The 25,469-nt window shown below is 43.6% G+C and carries 21 protein-coding genes; 2 read left to right on the forward strand and 19 right to left on the reverse strand.

Annotated features, from left to right (window positions below):
- Positions 1-58: 58 nt before the first annotated feature.
- The 11 genes from N477_RS14490 to tssJ form a co-directional block, all read right to left on the reverse strand.
- A complete protein-coding gene (locus N477_RS14490) occupies positions 59-544 on the reverse strand; it encodes an Hcp family type VI secretion system effector (RefSeq protein WP_039610625.1) in 486 nt (161 codons plus the stop codon).
- Between the two features lie 234 nt (positions 545-778).
- Complete coding sequence (locus N477_RS14495; RefSeq protein ID WP_063364376.1) at positions 779-1,171, reverse strand: hypothetical protein; 393 nt, start codon at positions 1,169-1,171, stop codon at positions 779-781.
- Positions 1,172-1,347: 176 nt separating this feature from the next.
- Positions 1,348-1,836 carry a hypothetical protein gene (locus N477_RS14500; protein ID WP_231098179.1) on the reverse strand — a complete coding sequence of 163 codons (489 nt, stop codon included), beginning with the start codon at positions 1,834-1,836 and terminating at the stop codon, positions 1,348-1,350.
- Between the two features lie 309 nt (positions 1,837-2,145).
- Positions 2,146-3,672 (reverse strand): type VI secretion system contractile sheath large subunit, encoded by a 1,527-nt coding sequence (gene tssC, locus N477_RS14505; protein ID WP_039610624.1) that lies wholly within the window; start codon positions 3,670-3,672, stop codon positions 2,146-2,148.
- Between the two features lie 9 nt (positions 3,673-3,681).
- A complete protein-coding gene (gene tssB, locus N477_RS14510) occupies positions 3,682-4,209 on the reverse strand; it encodes a type VI secretion system contractile sheath small subunit (protein WP_039610623.1) in 528 nt (175 codons plus the stop codon).
- 58 nt (positions 4,210-4,267) lie between these two features.
- Positions 4,268-5,836 (reverse strand): TssA family type VI secretion system protein, encoded by a 1,569-nt coding sequence (locus N477_RS14515; RefSeq protein WP_063364377.1) that lies wholly within the window; start codon positions 5,834-5,836, stop codon positions 4,268-4,270.
- Positions 5,836-6,828, reverse strand: coding sequence for a type VI secretion system-associated protein TagF (tagF, locus tag N477_RS14520; protein ID WP_063364378.1), 993 nt, complete (start codon positions 6,826-6,828; stop codon positions 5,836-5,838). The genes N477_RS14515 and tagF overlap by 1 nt, the downstream gene beginning before the upstream one ends.
- Before the next feature lie 9 nt (positions 6,829-6,837).
- Positions 6,838-10,563, reverse strand: a complete 3,726-nt coding sequence (tssM, locus tag N477_RS14525) for a type VI secretion system membrane subunit TssM (protein ID WP_063364379.1) — start codon at positions 10,561-10,563, stop codon at positions 6,838-6,840.
- A 4-nt stretch (positions 10,564-10,567) separates the two neighbouring features.
- A complete protein-coding gene (gene icmH, locus N477_RS14530; protein WP_063364458.1) occupies positions 10,568-11,290 on the reverse strand; it encodes a type IVB secretion system protein IcmH/DotU in 723 nt (240 codons plus the stop codon).
- 15 nt (positions 11,291-11,305) lie between these two features.
- Positions 11,306-12,643 carry a type VI secretion system baseplate subunit TssK gene (gene tssK, locus N477_RS14535; protein WP_063364380.1) on the reverse strand — a complete coding sequence of 446 codons (1,338 nt, stop codon included), beginning with the start codon at positions 12,641-12,643 and terminating at the stop codon, positions 11,306-11,308.
- A 3-nt stretch (positions 12,644-12,646) separates the two neighbouring features.
- The gene (gene tssJ, locus N477_RS14540; RefSeq protein WP_063364381.1) at positions 12,647-13,099 is read right to left on the reverse strand and encodes a type VI secretion system lipoprotein TssJ; all 453 of its coding nucleotides are present in this window, start codon (positions 13,097-13,099) and stop codon (positions 12,647-12,649) included.
- A gap of 490 nt (positions 13,100-13,589) precedes the next feature.
- On the opposite strand from tssJ, the gene N477_RS14545 reads away from it, so the two are divergent.
- Positions 13,590-15,665, forward strand: a complete 2,076-nt coding sequence (locus tag N477_RS14545; protein ID WP_063364382.1) for a contractile injection system protein, VgrG/Pvc8 family — start codon at positions 13,590-13,592, stop codon at positions 15,663-15,665.
- A gap of 127 nt (positions 15,666-15,792) precedes the next feature.
- Here the strand turns inward: N477_RS14545 and N477_RS14550 are convergent, their stop codons facing one another.
- The 6 genes from N477_RS14550 to N477_RS14575 all read right to left on the reverse strand — a co-directional run bounded on the left by N477_RS14550 (position 15,793) and on the right by N477_RS14575 (position 22,957).
- Complete coding sequence (locus N477_RS14550) at positions 15,793-17,091, reverse strand: sensor histidine kinase (RefSeq protein ID WP_081216652.1); 1,299 nt, start codon at positions 17,089-17,091, stop codon at positions 15,793-15,795.
- Positions 17,081-18,346 carry a sigma-54-dependent transcriptional regulator gene (locus N477_RS14555; protein ID WP_063364459.1) on the reverse strand — a complete coding sequence of 422 codons (1,266 nt, stop codon included), beginning with the start codon at positions 18,344-18,346 and terminating at the stop codon, positions 17,081-17,083. The genes N477_RS14550 and N477_RS14555 overlap by 11 nt, the downstream gene beginning before the upstream one ends.
- Positions 18,347-18,407: 61 nt before the next feature.
- Positions 18,408-19,631, reverse strand: coding sequence for an FtsX-like permease family protein (locus tag N477_RS14560; RefSeq protein WP_063364384.1), 1,224 nt, complete (start codon positions 19,629-19,631; stop codon positions 18,408-18,410).
- An 11-nt stretch (positions 19,632-19,642) separates the two neighbouring features.
- Positions 19,643-20,932 carry an ABC transporter permease gene (locus N477_RS14565; protein ID WP_063364385.1) on the reverse strand — a complete coding sequence of 430 codons (1,290 nt, stop codon included), beginning with the start codon at positions 20,930-20,932 and terminating at the stop codon, positions 19,643-19,645.
- 9 nt (positions 20,933-20,941) lie between these two features.
- Positions 20,942-21,664 carry an ABC transporter ATP-binding protein gene (locus tag N477_RS14570; protein WP_063364386.1) on the reverse strand — a complete coding sequence of 241 codons (723 nt, stop codon included), beginning with the start codon at positions 21,662-21,664 and terminating at the stop codon, positions 20,942-20,944.
- Positions 21,665-21,688: 24 nt separating this feature from the next.
- Positions 21,689-22,957, reverse strand: coding sequence for an efflux RND transporter periplasmic adaptor subunit (locus tag N477_RS14575; RefSeq protein WP_063364387.1), 1,269 nt, complete (start codon positions 22,955-22,957; stop codon positions 21,689-21,691).
- A gap of 606 nt (positions 22,958-23,563) precedes the next feature.
- Here N477_RS14575 and N477_RS26090 point away from each other — a divergent pair.
- Positions 23,564-23,788 carry a hypothetical protein gene (locus N477_RS26090; protein WP_155731908.1) on the forward strand — a complete coding sequence of 75 codons (225 nt, stop codon included), beginning with the start codon at positions 23,564-23,566 and terminating at the stop codon, positions 23,786-23,788.
- A gap of 104 nt (positions 23,789-23,892) precedes the next feature.
- Here the strand turns inward: N477_RS26090 and N477_RS14580 are convergent, their stop codons facing one another.
- Positions 23,893-24,357, reverse strand: a complete 465-nt coding sequence (locus tag N477_RS14580; protein WP_063364388.1) for a hypothetical protein — start codon at positions 24,355-24,357, stop codon at positions 23,893-23,895.
- Positions 24,358-24,437: 80 nt separating this feature from the next.
- Positions 24,438-25,055 (reverse strand): NAD(P)H-dependent oxidoreductase, encoded by a 618-nt coding sequence (locus N477_RS14585; RefSeq protein WP_063364389.1) that lies wholly within the window; start codon positions 25,053-25,055, stop codon positions 24,438-24,440.
- Positions 25,056-25,469: the final 414 nt, after the last annotated feature.

Below are 25,469 nucleotides of genomic sequence, written 5' to 3' on the forward strand. Positions count from 1 at the left end.
GTCACCATGGAGTTGTTTAAAAAGAGGCAAAGCACTGCTTTGCCTCTGATGAGTGGTCTTAACGACCCTCAGTCCAAGAATCAGAAAACTCAATGTTTCCGTCTAGGTAAGTCCAGGTGATACGCTTATAACGCATGTTCACTTTCTCAAGATGCGGATAACGCTCTTTGTCCAGATCTTTTACGTTGTGCATGGTTGGCGTAATAGATGTGATCTTTACATCTTCAAGCGTGTGGCGGAAATACTCGCGCTCAGTACCAGTGTCATCAATACGGTACCACTTAAGCTCTAATTGCTTTAGTGTTTGACCATTTGAACATGCTTTGTACAAATACGGTGTAGATGCATCCACAGCTTTTGTGATGATGAAAGGTTCGTGCTTACGAGTCCCTGTTAGCTCTCCTGTGTCATTGTCCGTTGGGATACGGAGTTCATGGTCAAAGTGTAAAATTTCAATTGACCCTTCACGCTCAGCCACAGTTACTGAACCTTTTACTTCATTCCCTTGGTCATCCTTTAACCACAAATACGCTGGAATTGCCATTTCTATATTCTCCTTTTAATATAAGTTGTTTCCTGATAATTAATGGCATCGCTCTAACACCGCCTCGGCTGTGTTAGATCCCAAAAAAAGCGCCACGCTTCATGCCAATTTGGGAACATGTCCTGGGTTGGTTGCCGCCAACCCAGGGCAATCTTTCAATACTTTATAAATCCGTTTATTTCATTAGCGGCCTAACGCACACCAAGCTGTAATGGCTTATGCAATCAACTTTATTCATGTCTTCGCTGTATCACTTACAAAAGCGCCATACTTAAGTACAGGCAAAGAAAATAAAATTAAAATCCAAATTATATTCCCCATAAATAACATTTCAGATGAGGTATAACCGCCCAAGTAAAACTCGTTTAATAAACAAAAAACATTAACAAGCCACCATAGTAAAACCGTTAAAATCCACGCATTTTGACTTAGAACACGCACTTGTAAAATCAGACATATGTTTGCTGCTAAAACTAAAAAATCTGTAATAAAAAGAACACCTTTTAAAAAAGAAGCGCTCGTTTCATAAATAGCTGAACTTTGATTTTCGTATATTGAAAACAAAGTTACAGCCACTTGCACCACACATATAATTTTCCAAATAAAATGATCTGCTTTTAGATTCATCAGTACACCAATTAGCGCAGCTCACCATGCTCATCACCGCTGCTATTTCTTCTTTTTATATGCAGTGTGTCCAAACTAATAAGACTTAACTTAACTTAACTCAACTCTGAATTTGTATACGCAATCACTTTTATAGATGCCCCTTCTATACAAGCTCAGAGTAATATCCACCTCTTTTACAAATCACCACGTAATTCCATCACTAGCGTGGCCACGTCAAATGGCACTTTTAGTACATCCAGCTGTAAAAAGTGCTGCTGGACCTCTTCTGGCAGCTGTTTAAATTCTAACTCCCCTTGTACCTCCTCTTTTAAGGAGTCAGTGACAAAACTTCCAACGGTAAGTTTTTCATCACTACTGACAAGGGAGTTATAAAACTCAACCGCGCTTAAAAAACGAATATATTCGTCTTTCATGCAATGATTAAGTGCCACGTAATGCAAATAATTTACTGCATTTACAACTAATTCTGTTTCAAGCCTATCTATCTCTAACTGTTTTGGCCTAACTCGTGGAGTATGTTCAAAACACGTTTCCATCGCCTTGGTATAGGAGATAGTTGTTTCCTGTAATTTATTTTTTGCAAAAAGCATCTCGGGTGTTACGGTTTCTGCTGACAAGCTCAGCGAAAAAAACAACACTAATAAGTAATAAAGTTTATTCATTCCGACACCCATTTATTAATACTTTCCAACATTCTCTTAATGTGCGAGTTAGCATTCTTATGATGCACTATATGAGAGTGTCGCTTTCAGTAAGCTTGCTTTACTTTGGTACAAGATCTAAAACTTTAACCTTAGACACGTATTAATATTCTTCGTTGTTCCTCTAACCTATTTAAGGTTTTCAAAAACTGTTCTAGTAATCCCCAACCTATTTATATTTGAATAACCATACTCTTATTTTTAAGGTGACTTGAAGAGAAGGCAGGTTTCCCCGCCTTAAATACGCTTCACTGAACTCATGTCTGGTTTTCATTTCTCACCAGGCATTTGCCCCACCAGAGCTAGGCGTACATCAATGCCTTCAACTTGGAAGTGCGGCACCACATAGGTGCTGACTCGGTAATAACCTGGGTTACCAGGGATCTCCGCAACATTGACCTCAGCATCTTTCAATGGGTGTGTCGCTATAAGCGACTCATCAGGGTTGTTCATCTTAGTGACTAAGGCACCCAACCAATCATTGAGCTGCTGCTCAAGCTCATGCCTTGGCTTACTCGAGCCGATGTTTTCGCGCTGCAATACTTTCATGTAATGGGCTATGCGCGACACCAAGTAGATGTATGGCAAACGTGAGTTAATGCGAGCGTTTGCAGAAGCTTCTGGCGTTTCATAAATCTGTGGCTTTTGCGCACTGTTTGCCGAGAAGAAACACGCAAAGTCAGAGTTTTTATAGTAACTCAGAGGAATGAAGCCCTGATTCGCAAATTCCAGCTCCTTGGTTTCGGAGATCAGGACTTCTGTTGGGATTTTGGTTTCTTGACCGCGACCGGCTTCAAATGAATGAAGTGGTAAATTCTCTACGCGTCCACCTGATTGCGGCCCGCGAATGTTCACTGACCAGCCATTTTCGTGGAAGCTGCGGATCACATTGGCTGCAAAGGCAAATGTCGCATTACCCCACAAATAACGCTCATGATCTTCACTGGTCACTTCTTCTTGGTAATTAAAGTTACGAATTGGGTTTAAATCCCCATACGGTAAGCGCAGTAAAAATCTCGGGAACGCAAGACCGATATAACGCGAGTCTTCAGACTCTCTGAAGTTTTTCCAGCGCTGGAACTCCGCACGTTCCATGTAAGAGCGTAAATCTTGGATCTTAGACACTTCTTCCAGTGAATCTTTCAAGAAAAACTTCGAGCCAACACTGGCTAAAAATGGGCAATGTGCGGCCGCAGACACGCGCGAGATCTCTTGCAAAAGGGAGACATCCGGTGCTGAGCAGTCAAATTCAAAGTTAGACACCATGGTTGAAATTGGCTCGCCCCCCGGCGTGTCATATTCAGCCGTGTAGACCTGTTTGTATAACACAGACTGTGTGGTATCTGGTGACTCTTCAAAGTCATCACGCAAGGTTTCTTTATCTACATCTAACAGCTCAACTTTAACGTTGGCATTGTTAGGACAGCGATTAATTAAATAGCGTAAAGAGCGCCATGCCGATTCAACTTTTTGAAAGTTCTCATGGTGTAAAATCTCATCTAACTGCTCTGAGATAATGCGGTCAACTTTAGCAATGTAATCATCCAATAGCAGCTTATCGATACGGGATACTTGCTGGCCATCTGAGCTTGCCATGTCTAAAAAGACGTTGATAGCCGCGGTTAAACGCTCATTGGTATTGGTTTCAGCCAAGTTGTTCGCATCTCTGAAAGTATCTATGCTGATCTCACTGCCGACCGGATCAATATCCACTAAGTCACAAATGGCTTCATACGTAGAAACCGCTTCGATTTCTTCTGCGCGTGCAGCCACATTTAGGTTTTCTTGCATATTCATAGGGTGTCCTTACTCCTGCGGTTGCTTAGGCTGCTTGTCTTGTTCAGAGGCAAGCGGTGCCAGCTCATCCAGTTTCGCCTTGAGTTCATCGAGCTCAGGCTTGCTCTGTAAGATGCGCTCTAACTCTTTTCTCAGTGATGAGTTATCCAATAGGTTTGATTTCAAATCCCGTAACAAGTTACGCATCGACATCATTTTGTTGAGCTCAGGTACCTGTGCGGCAACCTGCTCTGGGTCAAAAGATTTAAACTCGTCAAACTTTAAGTTCACGCTGATATCGCCATCGCCTGCAATGCGGTTGCGCACCTGAAATTGCGCCTTGGGCGAGATATCTTTGAGTACTTGCTCGAGGTTATTTTTGTCGATCGAAATACGTTCACGTTCAGCTAAGTCTGCGTCGTTTTGACCATTTGAATAGTCACCAACGACCAGCACTTTCATTGGCAGCTCACTTTTTTGTGTGGCGCCATCCGTGTCCAGCTCTAGCGCGATATTGATCCGCGCTCTGGGTATTTCTTTTTGAAATGTATCTGTCATGCTCTTCCCTATTGTTACTCTTTACGCTTTCCATAAAGAAAGGTCATCGTGTATCGATTTACACCCAGTCGATCGCTGAGCTCACTTTGGTTACCAATAGCTGCGACTCAATGGCAGCCACTTGCAAATCAAATTCATCTCCTTGCGTTTGAGACATCTCCTCAAAGCATTGCTTGGCGTAGCGCCAAACGTCCATTGCAAAATCCTCTTGCCACAAATCAAGGCGATGGGTTTGAATATCTGACAGTAATTGCTGAAAAATCGGCACTGCCAAGCTGGCTCGTTCGGCTCTCAGTAGCAGTCGCCCTTGATTAAGGCGCGCACAAGCTTTATCAAAGGCCGTGCTCATCGGCTGGGTATCTATCAGCTGCAATGCTTTTTTTAGTTCGTTATCATCCACCAGCTTTTGTGCTTCACTCATCGCCGCCTGCCACTGCTGCTGGCCAGCGTCTTGGCTTTGTCCGCCTTGAAACAGCGCGTGCTCTTGAATGCGCTCACGATTTGCCGCGCTGCAAAAGTCACTGCCATCTTCATATTTCAGTTGCAATAATTTAGGAAATTGCTGCGCAATTGCCGCTAATTGCAGCTCCAACCAGCCTTTTAAAGTGGACTTTGATAGTCCTGCCAACGCATCCAAGGTGAACTTTTGTAAGTCCAAATTAAAATGCATCGCCCCTTCCATAAACAGCGCCTCTGCTTTTGCCAGCGCTTCGGTATATTCTTCGTTTGCCAACGCGTTTTTTATTGGTGCAAACGCGGTTTCTCGCGGTGCGGGCAAGCGTGTTTTTAAATTATCGTCATGAGGCGGTAAGGCCAATGCGCCCCAACGCACTGCGCGTGCTAAGTGCATGGCTCTTGGCCAGTTTTGCTGCGCTCTGTCATGCTTTAACAAAGTGCGAACCTGCGCCATATAATCGCTGTCAGAATCTATTGCTTGCGTTGTCACCTTAGGCGGTACCACAATCGGCTCTGCGGCCTTGGTAGCTACCGCCGCAGGCTCAGGGTCAGCAACAGGCGCTGGTTGCGGCTGCTCTTGGGTAACTGGTTTTGGTTCAGGTTTAGGATCTGGCTTAGGCATCGGCTGACTGATCCTGCCTTTTTCACACCACGCCCCTAAATCTGCCAAAGGACCAGCTTGGTCATCTAAAAATGGCACAACCTCTTTGGCATAAATTTGCAATATTGCATCGAGTGTTTGCCAATGCTCAGGGGTCGTGCCGCCAATGTTATCTGCCACACTGAGCAAACGCTGCTGTTGCTGTAAGAACCACGTATGTACTGATGCCCGCGCTCGCGGCTTTTCAGGGTACAGGGCATTATCAAACTGCTTTACCAAGTCATTGAACAGCCTCAAGCTGGGCAATAAACCATTGATCCCGAACTCTTGTGTGGCTGCTAAACACAAATAAGATGCCACCCGTAAATCTTTGGTTTTTTCCGCCAGTAATTTACTAGAGATGATAAATATCTCTTTAAAATCAACTTCTGACGCGCCTGATGACGAGGCTTTCACACATTTAAAGTCATCGTCATAGCGCACATCTTCACCGCACTTATCTGGCTCAAATTCGCTCAGAAGTGCGCTGCTCCATGCTTGCCAAGACGGATAACCATGTGGTTGTGCCATTACACTTTGCTCCAGCTACGCAAGGTATCAAACACACTCATATTGGTGGCTTTTGCCAGCTCTAATGCCTTGCTTGATACCGGCTGATTGTCATTGAGCTTGGTAAAATCCATCACCGTTGAGCCTGTTGCTAAATCAAGCCAAACCGATGCAAAAAAAGAGGCCGGCACAGGTCGGCAATACACCACCAAAGAGGCTGAGCAGCTGAGCTGTCCAAAGTTGTAAAAGCACCAAGGCTGCCAGTGATTATCTGCCACCGTATTGGTGATCAAATGTAGCCAAAATGCGGCGACCAGCTTGCTGTCATCACCTAATTGTGGCATCGGTAACTTGATCCCAAATTGGCTGCGTTTGCAGCCCTGCGCCGATAAGCCTTTAAGCGCATGCATCAACTGCTCAATGAGTGCGCCGCGCTGCTCAACAGTCGATAAGCCCAGTGCAAACCAGATGCGCTCAATGGGTTGCTTTCTTAGCGCTTCCATCGAAGTATTAAAGTCCAATTCCTGATCGCACATCTCACCCAAAGGCTGTAACTCATGTGCTGTTTTTTGCATCATCTCTAAAGAGCTCGCACTTTTGATCAGCTCATGATTTAAAATTAAGGAGCGAATAATGTTAAAGCGTTCATACAATAAAAACGCCGGATGCGTTTTAAAGTCCGCATTACTGCACAAAATAAATGAGCTAAATGGATACTGCCTACCGCTTTTGTCTTGGCTTGGCTGCAATACTCCCATCATGCTGTTGTCAGCCTCACCACCAGCAATAAAAAACAGCGTTGTCAATTGGTCGTCAAAATGGCTGTCGCCTTGCAACGCACTGCGGCACACATGTGCGTAGCCCTCTTGCAGCCAATGATCCATGTTGATGACTTCACGCGAGTCTACGTGATACTTCACAAAATCGGCTTGTATCGGGCTTTTGCCCATAAAGCCAAAAGGCAAGCTCACGGGTACCTTGTTGGGTTTTTTATTGGAAAAAAAGCTGAACATACTCATCCCTTACTGCACCTGCTTTGCTGCTTGACTGGCCAGTTGCACACGGCCTGTGAACAAGGCTTCTGGCAAGGCAAAAGACGACATAAAGTACTTGCTGAAGATACCGCTATTGCGACTAGATTTAAGCGCTACCTGTACCTGAATATGTTCATGAGCTTCGCTACTTTCTTCTTCAGGCAATAGCAACTCCCACGTCGCCATATACTCTGTGCCTTTAACCCATTTAACACGCGCTTCGTTGAGTATTTTCAATAACGCCCATGGGCCGTCTTTTTGGATCTCTATCCGATTGCCTTTGCGATCCATGCCATAGATGGTGGCCTTTTCTGCCCCTGTTCTTGCGGGCCAAGTAAACCTGCGCCACTCTTCAGGTTCGTTGCGATAGCGATAGCTTTGGTCACTGTAACCTATGTAGGTTTCACGCACACCGCGCTGCGCAACAGGCATCATTTGGAAACTGATCCCCACTTCAGAGCCCTCTCTTGGGAACAATGAACGCGTTACTTTGCGCGCCTTGGTCAATTTATCCAGTACGGGCTTGTCAAAACCAAGGCCGATGCCATTCCAAGTTTTTTCTACCCACACACCGCGTTTAAGCTTTAAAAACGGGGCCAAGTTTGCATCCATAAATTCCCAAAAAATACCGGAGTCGCGATTAAGTAGCTCAGAGATGTCCTCAACTGCGGCATCTGGCCCAGTTAAGTTAAACGGGTATTTACCTTTGAGGTTGTCCTTGTAGCTGATATACACATTGTTGTACCAACGATCGTTTAGCTGACTTCTTGCTTCGTTCATCACGGTTTGCACACTGGCTAATAACGGCGCTTTTAATAGTCGCTCCAGCACTTGCTTACTGTCTGGGTCAAGCGCTCTCACTTGGCTTTCTACCACCACCCATGCACTTTGCAATGCGTTCTCTTTGTCTTCACCCGTTAATAGCGAGCGTGAAAACTCCATCGCCATGAAGTCATCATCATTACTGGCTGCAATGTCTTTGATATCCGAGTGGAAGGCACTTAATGCACCTAAATATTGCTGCAGATAATCTGAAACCTGTGCCTCTTCAGAGACTGAGGTATAGCGTCTTAAATCCGCGAAACGCTGTGCCAATTCAGGTACTTTTTTGCTGCTTAAGCTTTCAAGCCCTTTACTGTTGCCAAGCAAGGTATCTGACTTCACTTTATCAATGATTTTCTCACTCACACCACTGAGCTTTTCAGGCTCTTGAAGCGGTGCATTACTCAAGTTAATGTTGGCGTCTATGGCCTTCATTAAATCCACCAAAGGCCCTTGCGTAGAAGACAATTGCCCTAATGTTAGGCTGGCTGCGTTGCTGGTATTAAATGGTCTTACTTCAACAGCATTAATAAAATCAAACCACGCCGTGGCGTACTCTTTAAAATATAAAGCCCGAATAGCGCTGGCCAGTTCATTGGCTTTGGCTTCATCAATGGCGCCTTCAGCACCTGCTTGCTCAGTCCCCATCACCCAATCACCAGAAAAAGCAATGTTTGCGCGACGCTTTATCTCGCTGTATACCTCTGATTGCCATGCCTTTTGAGTAAAGACATACGGTACAGTCAACTCACTTTTCAAAAAGGTTTTATTATTTTGGCTCATCATTTGATCGAGCGTCAGTTCAGGGTTGGAAACAGAGACTTTGTCCTTGATCTGCCCGTAGATCACATCAGGCTGCGGATCTGTGGTTAAGTTGGCTCTGGCCTGTGCAATGAGGTGCTCCTGTGACGTCCACACATCCAGCCCTGGCGCTTCAGTGTCTTGGCGTAATTGTGCGATGTAAAAATTAACCAAGGCACGCATCTTCTCTGTGGTTTGCGCCGTTTCATCCGCCTCGATATCCAACTCTAAGCGCTGTGCCACCATGCTCAAAATAGCATTGCTCACAAACGCATGATCTAAACGCGCAAACTCATCACTCATCATCAGCTGAAACTTCATCAAGTTGTAATAGCTGTCTCGCAGTTGCGGTTCGACACGTTTGATCACTTGTTCTTCAGCGATTTGCAAGTCTTGCCACTGAGTGTGTGAACTGGCCAAAGCCGTTGCAATTTGCTGTGCTGCTGGTCCGCCAATTAATGATTGCACGCGCTGCTGCAAGATATGTTTTATCGGTGCCTTGGTGGTGTCCGCTGAATACACGCCCAATAGAAAGTACCAAGGTAACTTCTGCTCATACGCCTCGAGTGTTTGATAGTGCTCAAACAACGCCAACACAGCATTAAACTGCTCAACCTCAGATTGATGTTCCACACTGGTGGCAATTACGTGCTTACTCAATAGCTCACCGGTATTAAGCAATTGCGTGTTATGGGTGTACGAGTTAAACAACAACCCCGACATCAAGCCAATCGCTGTGATGCTGGTGCAGATTGCCAAGCCTTTGACCCATTTTTGTATCTTGCGCTTTTTGCGGTTGCCTTTAGTGAGGTCTTGCAATTTAAACATCACTTCATTGAAAACTTTATTGACAAAAAATGCGCTGGTTAAACTTTGTTGACGGTACTCAAATAACACTGAGCGGAAGGTCGCCAGTTTGGTTTTAGAGCTGCGCTCAATGGGCACCCCTTCTTGCGTGCCTGAGGTAAAATAGACGCCCGCAAACCAAGGGATCTCTTGGAATGGATTTTCTTTGAATAAGATCTCAACAAACTCGCTGACCTTATCAGATGCCGCTTTAAACTGATTTGGAAAGTCGTAAATAAGCTGTTTACGCTGGGTATCTCGCTCGCGCGTCATCTTGACTAATCGCTGCTGACACAGACGCTGATACATACTCTCCATTTCAGCATTAAAGGTGTCACAAGCCTCATCGCTGGTTGGCGTTTGATTTTTATCCAGTAAGTAAGCGCCCCATGGCTGCAAGCGCTCTTGCTCTGATAGCTCGTTAAAAAACGGCTCAAACCCGCTAATCAAATCGGTTTTGGTAAACACGATATAAATCGGGAAAATAATCCCAAGTTGGTTGATAAGTTCGTCAATACGAGTGCGAATTTGCTTAACATGGTCTCGTACTTGTTCAGTATCTGAAGTTAAAATATCCGCGATACTGATGGCGACCATTACACCATTGATGGGTAGCTTTGGACGGTTTTTCTTAAGCAATTTTAAAAACGACAACCACTGCTCTTTGTCGCTCTCTTCAGTGGTATAGCGGCCTGCCGTATCAATTAAAATCGCTTGATCTGAAAACCACCAATCACAATTACGCGTACCGCCAAAGCCCTGAATATGCATTTGATTCGATTTAGAATAGGGGAAATGCAGTCCAGAATTAGCAAACAAGGTGCTTTTACCGGTCGCAGACGGACCGATGATCATATACCAAGGCAGCGCATATAACGCCGTATTACCACGATATCCAGCACCGAGGTGAGACGCCTTTAATGCAGCCAGAGCGTCTTGCATCTTTTCTTTAATTTCTGCCACTTCCGCTTCAGAGCTGGCATTGTGATTAGCCAGTTCTGACGCCAGCTTATCACCAGAGCGCTTTGCCCACAGCCAACGCACAAACAGCACCAGCATGAAGACGACAAAAATGCCGCCCATCAACCATAGTCGCTGATCAACGCCACCTAAGCCAATGAAACGGCCGCCAAACCAAGCCAAGCTTAGTAGAGCAAAAAGTCCTATCCATTTGGCTGTTGCTCGTGAAGAAAAGAAATTAAGTAAGAGGTGAATTAAACCACTTTTATTAACTGAACCCGCCATAGCACTACCTAATATTCCCTGTTTTTTCTAACTGCGTTAATACTGCAACCTGTTGCTCTAGCTCAATAAACTGCTCGTCTGCTTTGCCTTGCAAATATTGGTGAAAGCCCAAATACATCAACAACAACACCGCCACGGTGATACTGAAGATCACCCAGTAAGGAAGCCTTCTGCCCAATTGCGTCACAACATGCTCAGCAGGCATACAGGTGTCTGATAAATTCAGCGGTACTTTGCCTGATAGCTCTTCCAACTGGGCGCGCACATCTAACATCAGGGCTTTAAGCTGCTCTACACCCTTAATTTTATAAACTCCTTCAAAACCCAGCTGCATACAGACGAAATACACTTCGATAACCGCCCGCTTGCTGGCACCGGCTTGACGAATGTGAGTCAGCTTTTCAAAAAATGCTTCCCCAGCTCTTGAATTACCAAATAGCTCAAGCTGCAGAGGACGAGCCATCCAAGCCATTCTTGATTCCATTTCAGAGGCCATAATTTGCTCATCAAGATAGGCTGTGAGTGCAAATTTGGCTTCTTGCATGTCACTTGCGGTGATCCCATTGGCGTAACAATCGCGCTCAAATTCATCAAAGGCATTCAGCGCTTGCTCACGCAATGCCTCGATGTCTGTTGACTGGCAACCCCCTTGCCTGACCGAATGCACTATGTCTAGCACGGGCGAAATACACGCCAATAATTCAGTGTGTGTTGATGTCCTTGTCATAACTGTCATTCACTCCTATTTGGTCACGCTCACCAATTCAATTTGTACGCTTTGCAAGCTATATGGCACAAAAATACGCAGTGAAAGCTCTTGTTTTATTTGCGCCCATGCCGCACTAGAGGCATTGATCTTGAAGTATTCATAACCGCCTTTGAGTGACACCTTGCTGGGAGGTCTTTGGCAGTGGGTCAGCTCAGCGCCGCCCAGAGCTGATGCGATCAGCATTTCAATTTGCGACGATGCCGCCACTTTCACTTGGTCGGCAAACAGCTCTATCCACTGTGTTGATTCGTGCTCAAAGAATGCCGCTAAATAGAACTCATTATTTCTAAACTGATCGGCTTCAAAGCCAGTGACTTCAAACATCGAATCAGAAAGCTTTTCAAGTGGTAAATTAGCGGAGCGCTTGGTACTAATGCTGCCGATAAGCTGCTGTATTTGAGATTCAAAATAGCCAAAAATTTGTCCCAAATTGTCATGCTGATAAGGCGGTATATCTATCTGTTGTTCTGCTTCAAAATGAGCCAATTGAGTCAGTAATGTACTCATGGCAATGTACATGTCTTCTGGATGGGTATACTGGGACAACAGTAAGTGATTCAGATAAGGCATATTTGCAGACATGGCTTGTAGCAGCATAAATTGCTTTAAATCGCTGGGACCAAAATCTTCAACGACGCCCATCTGTGTACGACTTGATTGCAGCGCTTGATACTTGGCGTTTAAAATATTACCTGCACTATTTAGCCGAGAAAATGTCGGTGCATGGACACGCACGTTAAGTAGTGAGGGCACAAAATGTGTATCAAATGCAAACTCCCCTTGCTCATTCGTTATCACCTTTGCACACTGCAACTGTTCAATAAAGCTTTGGCTGGATGAGCTTTCAATCAGCATTAGTTTGGGCTTGGCCACCATGACCTCTTTGCCTCGTGCAGGGTCATGCTCATCTTGTAATTCTACAAATTCACATTGGTAGGCACTGAGTTGGCCATTTTGCGGATAACCTTTTATGTCACTCACTGCGTGATTGGTTGCCAGTGCTAAACTCAGCGTCACAGATTGCTGACCGTCATCGAGCTCATAAGTGAGCGCATCTGAGTCAGTAAACGACATTTCGATTAACCGGCCACTTTTGAAAATAACGCTGACAGCCAATAGTTTAACCACGCCTTTTGCAATAGCGCTTTCATCAAACTGCAGGCGATAGAATCCATAAGGCACTTTTTGCGATAAACGACTACGCGCAGCCATTTCACTTTGCAAGTGCTTATCCAAGTGCTGAAAGTGCTGCTGACTCAACATCACACCTTCAGCCCACACTGGCTTAAAAGACAGGTTATCGAATATCATGAGCTAGTCTTCCGCACCCGGTACATACAATGCATTGCTTTGGACTTCGATATCAAGCGACGTTGATAATGGTACTGGCCAGTCGTTTAGGTCGTAGTAGGTGCGCCACTTACCGTCGGTGCGCTCACGAAATAGCGCAACAAAGCCAACATACTTGGCAGAGTCAGCTCGCTCGAAATTGATTTTTAGGCGTTCAGAAGGGTTAATGGTGCGCTCTTCAACTGTGATCAGAGAGCTGGCCAAAATAGACCTATCTTCTTTCCACAGTTGTTCAAACGTCGCGTTTCTAAAGGCTTGTACATCAGTAAGCTGATACACCTTCAACACCACAGGCAATGGCTCATCAAACTTATTTAAGTTTATGTTATCGGTCGCCTGAACATCTAATTTTACCTGAGTCGTCATACATGCAGACAAACTTAGCAGCGCCACAAAACAGACAATCAACCTCGCCATGATTTTATTCCTTGTAGTGAATTACATAAGTTTTATTGTTTTGGTACAGGTGTTCACAGCTGCGAATGATGTCCATTGAAGCCCTGCGGCATAAATGGCCTTAAATTAGCGGATTGCAAATCGTCTTGCTTATAAACCGCAACTAAATACCTAGCTTAAACTTCAACATCAATGCTTGATTAAAATCAAAAAGCAGTAATAAAGAATCATTTATTGTTAATTTATTGATTCAATAATTACCCACATTTGTACCCTTGCCAAAAATCGACACAGACAATACATAAAATAAATCTCCAGATCAAACCATTTAATCAAAAATAAAATATTTGATTAACAAAAACACGTACTTTATGATCAAAAACAAACTTAAAGTATGAGTTTAACTCATATTAAAGCGTTAAAAACACAGTTTAAACCCGAAATTTGATTACATAAAAGTTACATTCAAGTGAAACAAAAATGAAAAACTTCAACGATTAAGGATAGAAAAATGGCACAAACAAGGATGCAAATATATGGACTGAGTCATCAAGCTTTTGTTACATACTTTGAATTAACTTCATGTATTAGTGAGTTTTTTTTATTAAACGTCAAAATAGAGTCTAAACTCAAAATTGATAATGATTTAGTACTAGGAAATACTGTTACTTTTGAAACAATACATAAGGATGGTAAGAGTACATTTTTTACTGCAACCTTGAGCGATTTTTCAGCTCAGCATGTGCACTCACAGCTTTACCAATATCAGCTTACGCTCAAACCTAAGCTCTCAAGGTTGGTCGACTCTCAACACAGCCGCATTTTTGTAAACTCCGATGTACGCTCTGTCATCCAGCAGCTACTGACTCAAGCGGGCTATCAAGCCGATCAAATTGATTGGCGGCTGTCACACCCTCTCCCTTTTGAAAAAATCAGAGTGCAACCCCTTGAGCAAGACCACCAGTTTTTACTTCGAACCTTGCAGCAATATGGGCTGTTTTACTGGTTTGAGTGCACTGGCTTAAACGAAAAAGTGGTGATCAGTGACAGTAACCTCAACTCGCCTTATGTCAGTCGAACTCAGTTAAGGCTGCGCAGCAGCGATGGTATAGAGCGCAATAACACCAGTCAGCATGTCGGCTTTTTTGAGTTTAATCGAGAAGTGGCATGGCATTTAGAGGGCAGTCAAGTTCACCAATCCACCAGCCCACCAAGCACAGGAACGAGTGTCACAAAAAATTACTTTGAGCCCAACTTAAATGCACAAAGCACAGTCCAGTTAAGCACAGATTTTGAACTCTCAGCACGCGCTAAAAATGATGTGCTGCGCCTCACAGGTAATGTGCCAGACGCTCTACCTGGGTATTCATTCTCACTCGTATGCAATGCCATTGGCCAAGTCAGTGGCGATTATTTATGCATTGAAGCAAAGCACATATTCAGTGCAGGTAGCAGCGAAGAGCCAGATAGTGCCCGCCATCATTGCAAGATTACCTGTATTCCTCGCAGCAACCCGTTTAAGCTCCCCATCCAACCAAATTTACCAAAACCTATGGTATTTCGCGCGCATGTAGTCACCGAGCAAGCAGGCAATGATCCGACTCAAGTGGCCCTAGATAGCAACGGGCACTATAACTATAAACCCCAATATGCAGAAGATATCTCGGTTGTGCCGCACGCAATTAAGGCACTCACACGCTATGCCTGCAGTGGCCAAGCTCAAGCCACAGGTTGGCATTTTCCACTCTTGCCGAGCAGCCAAGTACTGATAGGTTGCATCAATAACGACCCGGACAATACCTATATCATGGGGTTTGCCCCCGACCAGCAACAAACAAGTTTGGTCACCAGTCAAAATGCTGAACACAATATCATGCAAACGCGCACCGATAACCAACTGCTTTTTGATGACAATGAGCGCACACCTAAGGTACTGCTCAAAACCCTCAACGGCGAGCAGCATATCGAGCTAAACAGTGACCGTAGCGCCCCTTTTATTCAAGTAGCCGCTCAACAAGGCGCAATGACGCTGATCAGTGCTGATGACTTCACCATCCAAAGTGATAACCGCATCCAAATGCAAGCACGCGCAAGTGCGCACCTCAAATCAAAAAAAGCCGTCGCTATGCGCACAGATAGAAGTACCATTGAAACGCACAGCAATAGCATTCAAAACCTTATCGGTAGTAAAATAGAAGCCAGCGCCAATACCCATAGCAGCATCAAATCAGGGAAACATATAAACTGCGTCATTGGACAAGACTGTAACCTTGAGAGTGTCGGTGGTATTGTGCTCTGTGCGCCTAATGGTAGCCAAGTGATCCACGGTGATGATGGTATCACCATACGCGGCCTTGGTATGGGTACGCTCGGTCTGTATAGCCAAGGCGCTTCTATCACCCTAGATACCAGCGGTAATATCGATATTATCGCTTCAAAACTACTGACGTTAAAAGGTAAGGCCGCAACCATACTAGATGGACCGGTAGAGTATGACTTTGAATCACCGCAAAGTCCTTCTGAGTCTGAAGAACCCAGTATTTCTGATGTCCAAGATAATAGCCGCGTCAGTATTCGCGATATTTAAAGACCAGCGGCGAAATCGCCGCTACTCTCCTATGCCAATTTAATAACTATGTATCATTTTAGAGGCAAAGCTAACAATGCGACCAGCTCATTGCTATCCAAAAGCGCTTTATTTTTTATGTGAAAACTCAGCCTAAAGGCAATGAAACACTCACCACAACCCCTCGGTCTGCGCAATTACGAAACGCTAATTTTCCTTGGTGCGCATCAATAATTTCCCGACATAATGCCAGACCTAACCCTGTTCCAGCGTGCTTGGTAGAGTAAAATGGCAGTAATGCATTTTCCAGTACTTCTGCTGCCATTCCTGAGCCAAAATCTCGCACTGCAATGCTCACATTGTGCTGTCCTTGTTCTGTAAAACTCAACTGGACCGGTGGCGCATCACTTTGCTCACTTTGCGCTTCATGGGCATTTTTTAAAATATTGATAAGCACCTGCTCTAACTGATGCTCATCTGCAACTACCTGCTTGGAGGGAAGCGCCGTTGTGAGTTCAAACGGATATAATGCGTTTAATTGTTCAACTAAAGATTCCCAGTTAACAGGCTTCTTATTCGGCATTTTTAGTTTTGATAACTCGCCATAGCCTTTAATAAATTCATTAAGGTGCCCAATGCGTCGAGAAATCGCGCTAAACACTCTATCTAATCTTGGTTCAGATAAGTTTTGTGCCAATAATTGCCCTGAGTGGCACATAGAGCTAATGGGAGCAATGGAGTTGTTCAATTCATGGCTGAGCACTCGGATCACTTTTTTCCACGTTTGTACTTCTTGACGCCCAAGCTCATGAGTGATGCTTTTTAGCAGGTAAAGCGTATGGCTTGCTTGATGAATACGCACACTAGATTTAGCCAAGTGCCAAGCTTGCTCATCACCGTTTTGATCGTTAAGGGTAAAAATACTCTCTCCGCTATTTTGCAAGGCGTGCGCAAAGTCATCATCTAGCGTTTCACTGATATCATGCCAACTGTGACCTAACAAAGAATCCCCTTCTTTAAACATGAGTTCTGCAGCGCGATTGGCAAAAATAATTTTATGCTCAGGACTAACCAGAAACGTGATCACAGGAGAGGTGTTGAGCACTTTATCAAGCAACATCTCACGTTGATAAAGATGCTGACGTTCCTTTCTTAGTTTTTCAGTACATTGATTGAATAAATTAAACACACGGTCATAAGTAGGATCATTTTTGGGCGCGATACTAACCGAAAAATCACCATCGATCAGGCTCAAAAACCCCTGTTCAATACTGCGCTGAATATTGGCCTGAGTTTGGTTGTAAGCACGGTACAAATATCCGATAACAGTAAACAGTACTATACCTAAAATCAGAAATATCCAAGGATATGACGGCCCATAGAGTGCAGCGGCTATGGTAAATGCCAGTTGGCCAATAAAAAGCAAAGCAATCACTTTACTCATCATGCTTTTCCAATTTGAACTTTTCAATACGACGATACAAAGTTTGACGGCTGAGACCTAACTCTTGCGCCGCATGCGCAATCGTCCAGTTATGCTTCTCGAGTACCTGCTGCATGTGCTCTTTTTCGCTCAATGTTGTTGTTTGCTCATGTCCTTGAAAAGCACTGACATCAACTTGATTTTTATCCGCAAAAATTAATGCTCGTCGACAGCTATTTTCCAGCTCTCGAACGTTACCAGGCCATGTTTGCTGCATTAAAAAGTGCTCTGCTTCTTTGGTAAGCGTATGCGCCACACCAATGAAGTGTTGAGCCAATGGAATAATGTCTGCTTTGCGTTTATTGAGCGGTAAAATTTGCAGTTCCATTCCGTTGAGGCGATAGAATAAATCTTCTCTAAACGCGCCACTTTTAATATCGAGCAATAAGTTGGCGTTAGTCGCACTTATCACTCGTACATCTACCTTTTGCGTCACATTAGAGCCCAATCGCTCAAATTCACCGGTCTGCAACACGCGCAATAGTTTCATTTGGCCTGCAAGTGGTAAGTTGCCAATCTCATCTAAAAATAATGTGCCGCCATCAGCTGCTTCGAAACGCCCTGCCCTTGCTTGATTTGCACCGGTAAACGCGCCTTTTTCTGCACCAAATAATTCGGCTTCCATAAGCTCCTGTGGGATAGCGCCCATATTCACTTTAATAAAAGGCGCATTCGCACGCTGCGATTTTTGGTGAACAAAGTCAGCTAACTTTTCCTTACCTGAGCCATTCGGGCCGGTGATCAACACGTTGATATCCGCAGCGGCCACCTTAGTCGAGGTAAAGATAAGCTCACTCATTTCACGACTTTGATAAATCAATTTGCACTCGGGGGTAGGCGCAGCTTGTACTGAGATATTTTCTTCGATAGCTTGTAATAACTTCTTATCATCCCAAGGCTTAGGGAGATAGTCTGCGGCACCTGATTTGACTAACGTTATCGCCGTTTCTAATTGGCTCCAAGCGGTGATGATAATGATGGGTAAAGTGGGGTTTAGCTCTTTTAATGTACCAAATAACTGCTTTCCCTCATCTCCTGATGTGGTCCCTTCGCTGAAGTTCATATCTTGAATGACCAAATCCACTTTTTGTCGAGAGACGGTCAAAATGGCATCTTTAACGTTAGTGACTGTCAATACAGTGTAACTGTGAATACTCAGCAATAAATCTAACGCATCTAAAATATCAGGGTTGTCATCGACAACAAGAATTGTGTTCATAACCATTTAAATGTCATGTAGTGACCGTTTTAACTGGTCACTACATGTCTTTCCTTCATTTTTATAACGTGCGGGTTGCAACCACTGGCGCTATTTTTGTTGTTTTCCATGCAGGCAACCAGGTTGCCGCAGTACCAGATATAAACACGATGATAACACAAGACAAATAACTGATAACATCCGGTTTTGGTATCACAATGACTTTTGCCAATAACATATTCACTGCAATCACACTCGCGACCCCAAGTAGTGCGGCAATACCACTGACCAGCCAGTTTTCGCTCAACACATAGACTAATACATCCTTTTTCCGTGCGCCCAATGCACGCCTAATACCAATTAAACGCTTTTGCTTAGACACATGAAAGTGTGCATGAGCAAAGCAACTGATCATGGTCACCAATAACATCATCCCGGTCAGCAAGCTAAATAAGGTTGCCAAACTGCTCGACTCTTTAAAATAATCACTGTGATGTTCTTCCATGGTCAGGATCTCTCGGATCTCTCGTTCAGGGTGTACTTGATTAATGGCCTCAGTGATCGCCGTTTTAGTCTTTTGTATATCACCTGAGGTGACTTTCACCATATACATTAAACGCATTTGAGAGCGAGCCATATTTCTATACATGAATATGCCATGATGTGGGTATTTACTCGAAGGCCTAATTGCAATATCCGACACCACGCCGATCACTCGCCCTTCAGAGGTATGCTTGCCAACCGCGCTTTCTCCCGGGTACAGTGCCTCAGCTAAGCTACGAGTTAAAATGATATTGGCTTCAAATTCATGATTCTCTAAATAGCCATGTGTTGCATTGTCATCAAGCGTAAAATCACGCCCAAGGTGCATTTGTGCGCCGAGTAAGTCAAAAAACTGTTCGCCTACATAGTACATTGGCACACCTGTAAACTGCCTTTCTACTGGCGCATCTTCGGGTTGATTTACATCTTCAATAGAGTGGAAGTTACCGCCTTTCATCAGCGGCAATTGGTTGGTAAAACTCACCGTTTCAACTACATCTAGTTTATTCAAAGCCGCCATATCTTCATCTATTACAGACAAGAAGAAATTGGCATCTAAAAAGGCTTCTGAAGTTGGACGGACCTGAAATACCAATACATTTTCCATATCAAAACCCACATCTCGGGCTAACTTTTCATTGGCTTCAATACTTAACAATAAGCTGTTACAAGCCAGTCCTATGGTTAATACAAGTTGGAAAATAAGCAAACCTGTTGCAAATTTACGCAGCAACATAGATTTTAATAATGCTTTTAGATTCATAGTGCTACTCCTTACTTCAAGATGCTAGCTAGCGGCGTACGTGCGCCCTGCACAAGCGGATATATGGTACTTAACAGGCTGGAAGTCAGTGCCACACCCACACCAATCACTATCATGTGTAGCGGCAATTCTGCTACAGGTGCCAAGTCTTCGAATAACTGACGGTACAAGGCCAATAAACTCATGGCCAACACCAAAGATACCAAGGCACAGGTGATCCCTAAAATCACACTCTCTATCACGCCTTGATAAAACACTTGCTTGCGACTGGCGCCAACCGCTCGACGCAAGTTTGCTTCAAACTGCCCAGCCTGATAGCGAGATAACATCAAGCTATTGGCATTAAAAATACACACCAGCAGAAAGATACCCGTGGCAAAAGTAAACGCTAAAAGATCTTTATTGACGACTTCGTTCTCATCCAACCAAGCGTTTACATCATAAAGTCGGTTATCCACTTCATGGCGGTGATTACCTTTCTCTTTTTGCTGCTGCGCATAGCTATCGATAAAGGTTTGAAAAGCCAATCGCTGCTGCTCATCTACCAGCTCAACAAATGTCTGAATGTAATACGCATTAATCTGTCTCGTTTCACTCAGTACTGAGTAGCTATCTGTCGATACCGCTCGCGCATAGATGGCCCAATTATTGTCTATGGCCACTTCAATGGGTACAAACAAATCATCTGTTTCATCAAAGGCGTTTCCTTCAGAGGCATGATAAAAAAGCGGCCTCATATGCCAAGGTTTCAATACACCGACAATGTTATAAATTTTACCTTGTAGCTCAACTTGCTTGCCGACACTATTCTCGCCACCAAATAAGGTCATGTTGAGCTTATGGCCAATCACAACCTCTGTACCATGCTCATTTTCCCACGCTTTACCATGGGCAAACTCAGCGCCCATCATGTCAAAAAATGAGGCGGTGGTCGCTCGCGTACTACTTGAGTAACGTGTCAAATCATCAGAGTCTGCACGGCGACTATAGACATGAGTTGCATAGTGCATGGTTGCATTTTCTGCGACACCAGCATCCAGTATTGCTTTTGCATCGCTGTATCTGATCGTATGCATACTGCCAAAGTTATTCGTTGAACCTGCGTAAGTATTCATATTCACAATGAATATTTGATCACTTTTACCGGGTATAGGATCTTGTGACATCAAAGACAGCATAGATAAATTAGCTAACAAGGTGCCGATCCCAATCGACAGGGTTAAAATAATCAGGGAAAAAAACAGCGGTGTGCGTTTAAAGTTGCGCACGCATAGCTGCACATAATAAGAAAACATATCCATGTTTACCTCCTAAGCCACTGGCTGGTTCTGATTTATGATTGGTGCCTGTTCAACTGGCGCATAAATGCTGTAGTCCGTGATTTGACCATCAATGATTTGTATATTGCGGTTCACTTCTCTGGCTTGATCTGGGTCGTGCGTGACCATGATGATGGTACTGCCTTCTTTATTAATGGTTTTTAGCAAGTCCATGATTTGCCTTGCCATTAGTGAATCAAGGTTACCCGTCGGTTCATCAGCCAATAAAATCTTAGGCTCACCTGCCAGTGCTCTTGCAATGGCAACTCGCTGTTGTTGACCCCCTGACAGCTGACTGGGTAAATAACTATGGCGACTTGATAATCCGACCAGCTCAAGCGCATGCTCAATGCGATTACGTCTTTGCTTAGCACTTAAGCCACGATAACGCAGTGGCATATCCACGTTATCGTAAATACTGTAGTCTGGGATCAAGTTATAGTTTTGAAAAATAAACCCAATTTTCTCGTTTCTCAAACGCGATAAATCATCATCTGATAGCCCTTTGACAGAAGTGCCATCCAAGACATACTCCCCCTCGTTAAACTCATCAAGTAACCCCGCCACATTCAAAAATGTCGACTTACCTGAGCCTGATGGGCCTGTCACTGCCACAAACTCTCCGGCATCCACTTGTAAGTTAAAGTCACGTAGCGCATGCGTTTGAATCGTTTCACTGCGATACACTCTGCTGATATTGTTCATTGAAAGCATAATTAGGTCCTTAATTTTTGTTGTTTATTTTGAAATCTTAAAAGTTTGGCTTTGGCTAAATGCGTCGTAGTCAGAAATAATGATTTCTTCACCTTCTTGAACGCCGCTGATCAATTCGACATAGTCGACACTAGATACCCCTATTTTAATGTCGCGTACCTGAGCCATTTGATCTTGAATCACGAAGGCTTGCTTGCCTCCAAAGCTTGATAAAAACGGGCCGCGCTTGACTTGCAGTACCTGCGCTTTTTTCTCAAATTCAATACGTCCATTTACGCGCTGATTCTGACGTAGCTTTAAATCACTATCGGCATCAATCTTCACTCGCACGGCAACTTGGTTTTGTTGGATCTCTGGAGATACTGAGCTCACCGCCCCCTGATAAAACTGCCCGCCAAGAGATATCTCAACATTTAGCCCGATACCTAAATCGTCAGCATAAAACTCTGGTACTTGTAGCTCAGCTTCATATTCAGATAAATCCACAATGGTCATAAGTGCTTGGGCATCTGCAACTTGCTCTTTTTGCTGTACTAACCAGCTTCCGACGACCCCAGTCACAGGCGCTCGAACTTCCAGTGCACGTTGTCTGCGCTTCAATTCGTCTAAGATTTGCGTTTGACGCTGTACCGATAGTTCTCTTGTTTGCGCCTCAAAATCTAAGCGCTTTTTAGCCATAGAAACACGCTGTTGCGCATGCTTGTGCATCAGTTGTGCCTCAAGGAGCGTATCTTTACTGCGGGCAAAGTCCAACTCACTGATCACTTGCTTGTCATAAGATTCTTTGGAGCGACGCTGTTCGCGCTGAGCTGCATTTAAACGCACAGTCGCTTCATCTAAACTGCGCTCCAATTCAAGTTGTGCTTCATCGTCTGCTAATAAGCCTCTATTGGACTCCAACTGTAACTGAGTCAGCAACGAACTTTGCTGATCAATTTGGGCATCGAGTTCTGGGCTGTGGATTGTTGCAAGCAACGCATCTTGCTCCACTCTATCACCGGGTTTAACTAACAAGGTCGCTTGACCTGGCTCCGGGCTATATACTTGCGGCGCATTGGCTGCCACTAAACGACCAGAGACAGACACATCTCTCACTAGATCTTTTTTTATCACTTTGGCTGTAATCAACTGCGCGTAAGATACCGTTTTTATACCTGAGTACCACTGGCTAATCGCTGGGATAGACACTACGGTGATCAGCGTCATCAATACCGCTGAAACAACGAATTTAAGTTTACTTGAACGCGTGCTTGGCGCGATGACTTCATCCTGGGACTGAGTTCCTTTAATCATTTTATACCACCTGTTGATTTCGATACTTAGATATAAGCGAGGACAGTGCCAACAATTAAATAAAAATAAACCTTTGATTTTTAATGACTTTTATAATTTGTATTTTTATCGAGTGTCCGAATGGACACATCTGTTGTCCAGATGTGTCACTGTGACACGATTGTGGACACTTGCTGTCCACAGGGTAATTTACTCTAAATTGGTAGTGAGCTTGCACCGGTATGGATACAACAAACGGGGGTTTGCTTTAAGAGTGGGAATCAACCAAACGGGAAAAGTCTATTACGATGCATTGCGTATATTGGCATGCTTATTTGATCTTCATATTCGTTTTCATTTCAGACAAAAACAGGGTTCTGTTTAGCGCAGTTTATAAAAGCTGTTTTAACTCCGTATGTTTTAAACAAGCCTTGTTATCTCAAATTTGCTCACTTAAGGGTGGTAAATCAAGCCTCCAGCTAGAATGTCAACATCTCAAATTAATATCATTCAATTACATTGAGGTAAAAACCTATCGAATAACTGGTTATTAATTGTACATCATTTCAAACCTTCTAAAGTAACAGTCTCAATCGTCTGGAAAGTAAAAATAAAAGTGAGGAAACAATGTCTAAATTAAAATTAGTATTTTTTACCATGATCTTAATGTTCGCAGGTGCAGCCAGCGCTTGGACAACAATACCCAGTGGTGTAGTAGACAATTGCGAATGGAGATTTGTACGTGCTTATCAAGCGCCTGGTGTCTCTATTTTCGTGTACCGCGCCGCAAGCAGCTGCCAATATAGAACTAAAATAATTGACTACCGGGTTAGAGAAAAACGTTACCACTAATATGGTAAATACGTAATTCGAAACTTCCTAATTATGCTTGTAACACCAAGGGAGCTAGCTCCCTTTTCTAACACTATGCGCATCAATCCACAACTTGTATTGACTCACCCATGATGTCGTCGTATGTGTTTTATCAATCCATCACTATTAAATTCTAGCGAGACGACATTGGTCTTTTTATATTCGACTTCATTGTCTAAATGTGCAGGTTTCACCTTACCTGACTCCGTCATTTTGATAAAAACAACGTTAGCACCTGTCATGATATCAAGAATGTCTATTTTACTGTGCACCACTTTATCTTTGAGCTTGGCAACCATGTCTTTTCGCAACTTTACTTTATCCGTGTAGGTAAAATTGTATCTCACGTGCTCATCCACAAATTCATCTGCCAGTAACGCGATAAAGTTATCTATGTCTTGTACCGTTGTTGCGGGTTGTTGGCGAGCATTTTTGGCAGCCACAAATGCGTGCGCCTTCTTAACCATATCATTTGGAGTTAACTCCGTCTGTGCCGAGACAAAACTCGGTAAAGCGAAGGATATAAAGACGAGCGCGTATTTATTCATGTGATTTCCTTATTATTATTTTAATTAACCATCACGCTTGTTTAGTTAGCATAATGTGGTCATTAGATATAACTAGATGATTAATGTCTCAAAATGGTGTTCAAATGTGATTGGTAATCTTGCAATATCAACTGGCGTGCTTTATGGCTTTTTTGCTGTACACCATGGGCAATAAACGGCGGCACGATTTCCCACCCTATAAAGCCAAATACGTCTTGGTATAATCCATCAATTTTGCCTTTATAATACGCCATTTCATCTTGATTGGCTGCTCCCCCAGTTGTGATTGAGTACATCACCTTTTTTGGCGCTAATATGGCCCCCTGACCATAGGCAAAACCTGAGGTTAATACGCGGTCAATCCACCCTTTGAGAATGGCAGGAAATGACCACCACCATAGTGGAAACTGAAGGATCAATAAATCACACGCAATTAGATTTTGCTGCTCCTGCTTAATTTGTTCGCAAAATATCCCATTATCTAAAGCATATCGCTGTGCTTTGGCTAAGTTGAACCCCGAGGGCTCTGAGAACCCCATGACATCTTTGCTTCCCGCCACAGCATCAAATTGCTCAGCATATAAATTGGACTCAGTAACGACAGCGCCAAATTCATTAAATGTTTGCTTAGCAATCTGATGCAACGCAAAGTTAAATGACTTCTCTTCAGGGTGAGCAACTATTAGATGAACGCGCATCTTACTTCCTTGCTTTTCAGGTAATTAAAATTATTGTTATTGACCAGTTCATGCTCGATAAGTTCAATTTAGGTACAAATAACTATCTACTCTTTTCACACCTACATTAACCGTAACAACTGCTAGAAAATGCGCATGTAGCTCTTTAGACTATTTCCTCCAATTAAAACGATCATGCCTTAATTTTCGCAAATACACCTAGGTCATTTTTCACTAAAACGATGCCTTCACTTGTCTAAGTTGGCTTTTTTTTTAAAAAAAATATGTATTTTTTTGCATGTTATTTCTGCTATTCAAAACTCACTTAATGGTAAAAATTTAACCTTTTAAAGCATTAACTTAGCCAAAATACAAACAAGTTGATGAACGTAAAGTCAGTACTTCACAGAAAAAAAGAGACAGCTCCCGTAAAAC

The sequence above is a fragment of the Pseudoalteromonas luteoviolacea H33-S genome (assembly GCF_001625695.1).
Taxonomy (GTDB): domain Bacteria; phylum Pseudomonadota; class Gammaproteobacteria; order Enterobacterales; family Alteromonadaceae; genus Pseudoalteromonas; species Pseudoalteromonas luteoviolacea_B.

Coding starts and splice junctions, on each gene's coding strand:
- icmH (WP_063364458.1), bottom strand. CDS start 11,290: ATGACAAGGACATCAACACACACTGAATTATTGGCGTGTATTTCGCCC.
- tagF (WP_063364378.1), bottom strand. CDS start 6,828: ATGTTCAGCTTTTTTTCCAATAAAAAACCCAACAAGGTACCCGTGAGC.
- N477_RS14545 (WP_063364382.1), top strand. CDS start 13,590: ATGGCACAAACAAGGATGCAAATATATGGACTGAGTCATCAAGCTTTT.
- tssC (WP_039610624.1), bottom strand. CDS start 3,672: ATGAATATGCAAGAAAACCTAAATGTGGCTGCACGCGCAGAAGAAATC.
- N477_RS14560 (WP_063364384.1), bottom strand. CDS start 19,631: ATGAATCTAAAAGCATTATTAAAATCTATGTTGCTGCGTAAATTTGCA.
- tssB (WP_039610623.1), bottom strand. CDS start 4,209: ATGACAGATACATTTCAAAAAGAAATACCCAGAGCGCGGATCAATATC.
- N477_RS14495 (WP_063364376.1), bottom strand. CDS start 1,171: ATGAATCTAAAAGCAGATCATTTTATTTGGAAAATTATATGTGTGGTG.
- N477_RS14575 (WP_063364387.1), bottom strand. CDS start 22,957: ATGATTAAAGGAACTCAGTCCCAGGATGAAGTCATCGCGCCAAGCACG.
- tssM (WP_063364379.1), bottom strand. CDS start 10,563: ATGGCGGGTTCAGTTAATAAAAGTGGTTTAATTCACCTCTTACTTAAT.
- N477_RS14580 (WP_063364388.1), bottom strand. CDS start 24,357: ATGAATAAATACGCGCTCGTCTTTATATCCTTCGCTTTACCGAGTTTT.
- N477_RS14515 (WP_063364377.1), bottom strand. CDS start 5,836: ATGGCACAACCACATGGTTATCCGTCTTGGCAAGCATGGAGCAGCGCA.
- tssK (WP_063364380.1), bottom strand. CDS start 12,643: ATGATATTCGATAACCTGTCTTTTAAGCCAGTGTGGGCTGAAGGTGTG.
- N477_RS14490 (WP_039610625.1), bottom strand. CDS start 544: ATGGCAATTCCAGCGTATTTGTGGTTAAAGGATGACCAAGGGAATGAA.
- N477_RS14500 (WP_231098179.1), bottom strand. CDS start 1,836: ATGAATAAACTTTATTACTTATTAGTGTTGTTTTTTTCGCTGAGCTTG.
- N477_RS14570 (WP_063364386.1), bottom strand. CDS start 21,664: ATGCTTTCAATGAACAATATCAGCAGAGTGTATCGCAGTGAAACGATT.
- N477_RS14555 (WP_063364459.1), bottom strand. CDS start 18,346: ATGAACACAATTCTTGTTGTCGATGACAACCCTGATATTTTAGATGCG.
- N477_RS26090 (WP_155731908.1), top strand. CDS start 23,564: ATGTCTAAATTAAAATTAGTATTTTTTACCATGATCTTAATGTTCGCA.
- N477_RS14585 (WP_063364389.1), bottom strand. CDS start 25,055: ATGCGCGTTCATCTAATAGTTGCTCACCCTGAAGAGAAGTCATTTAAC.
- N477_RS14550 (WP_081216652.1), bottom strand. CDS start 17,091: ATGATGAGTAAAGTGATTGCTTTGCTTTTTATTGGCCAACTGGCATTT.
- N477_RS14565 (WP_063364385.1), bottom strand. CDS start 20,932: ATGGATATGTTTTCTTATTATGTGCAGCTATGCGTGCGCAACTTTAAA.
- tssJ (WP_063364381.1), bottom strand. CDS start 13,099: ATGGCGAGGTTGATTGTCTGTTTTGTGGCGCTGCTAAGTTTGTCTGCA.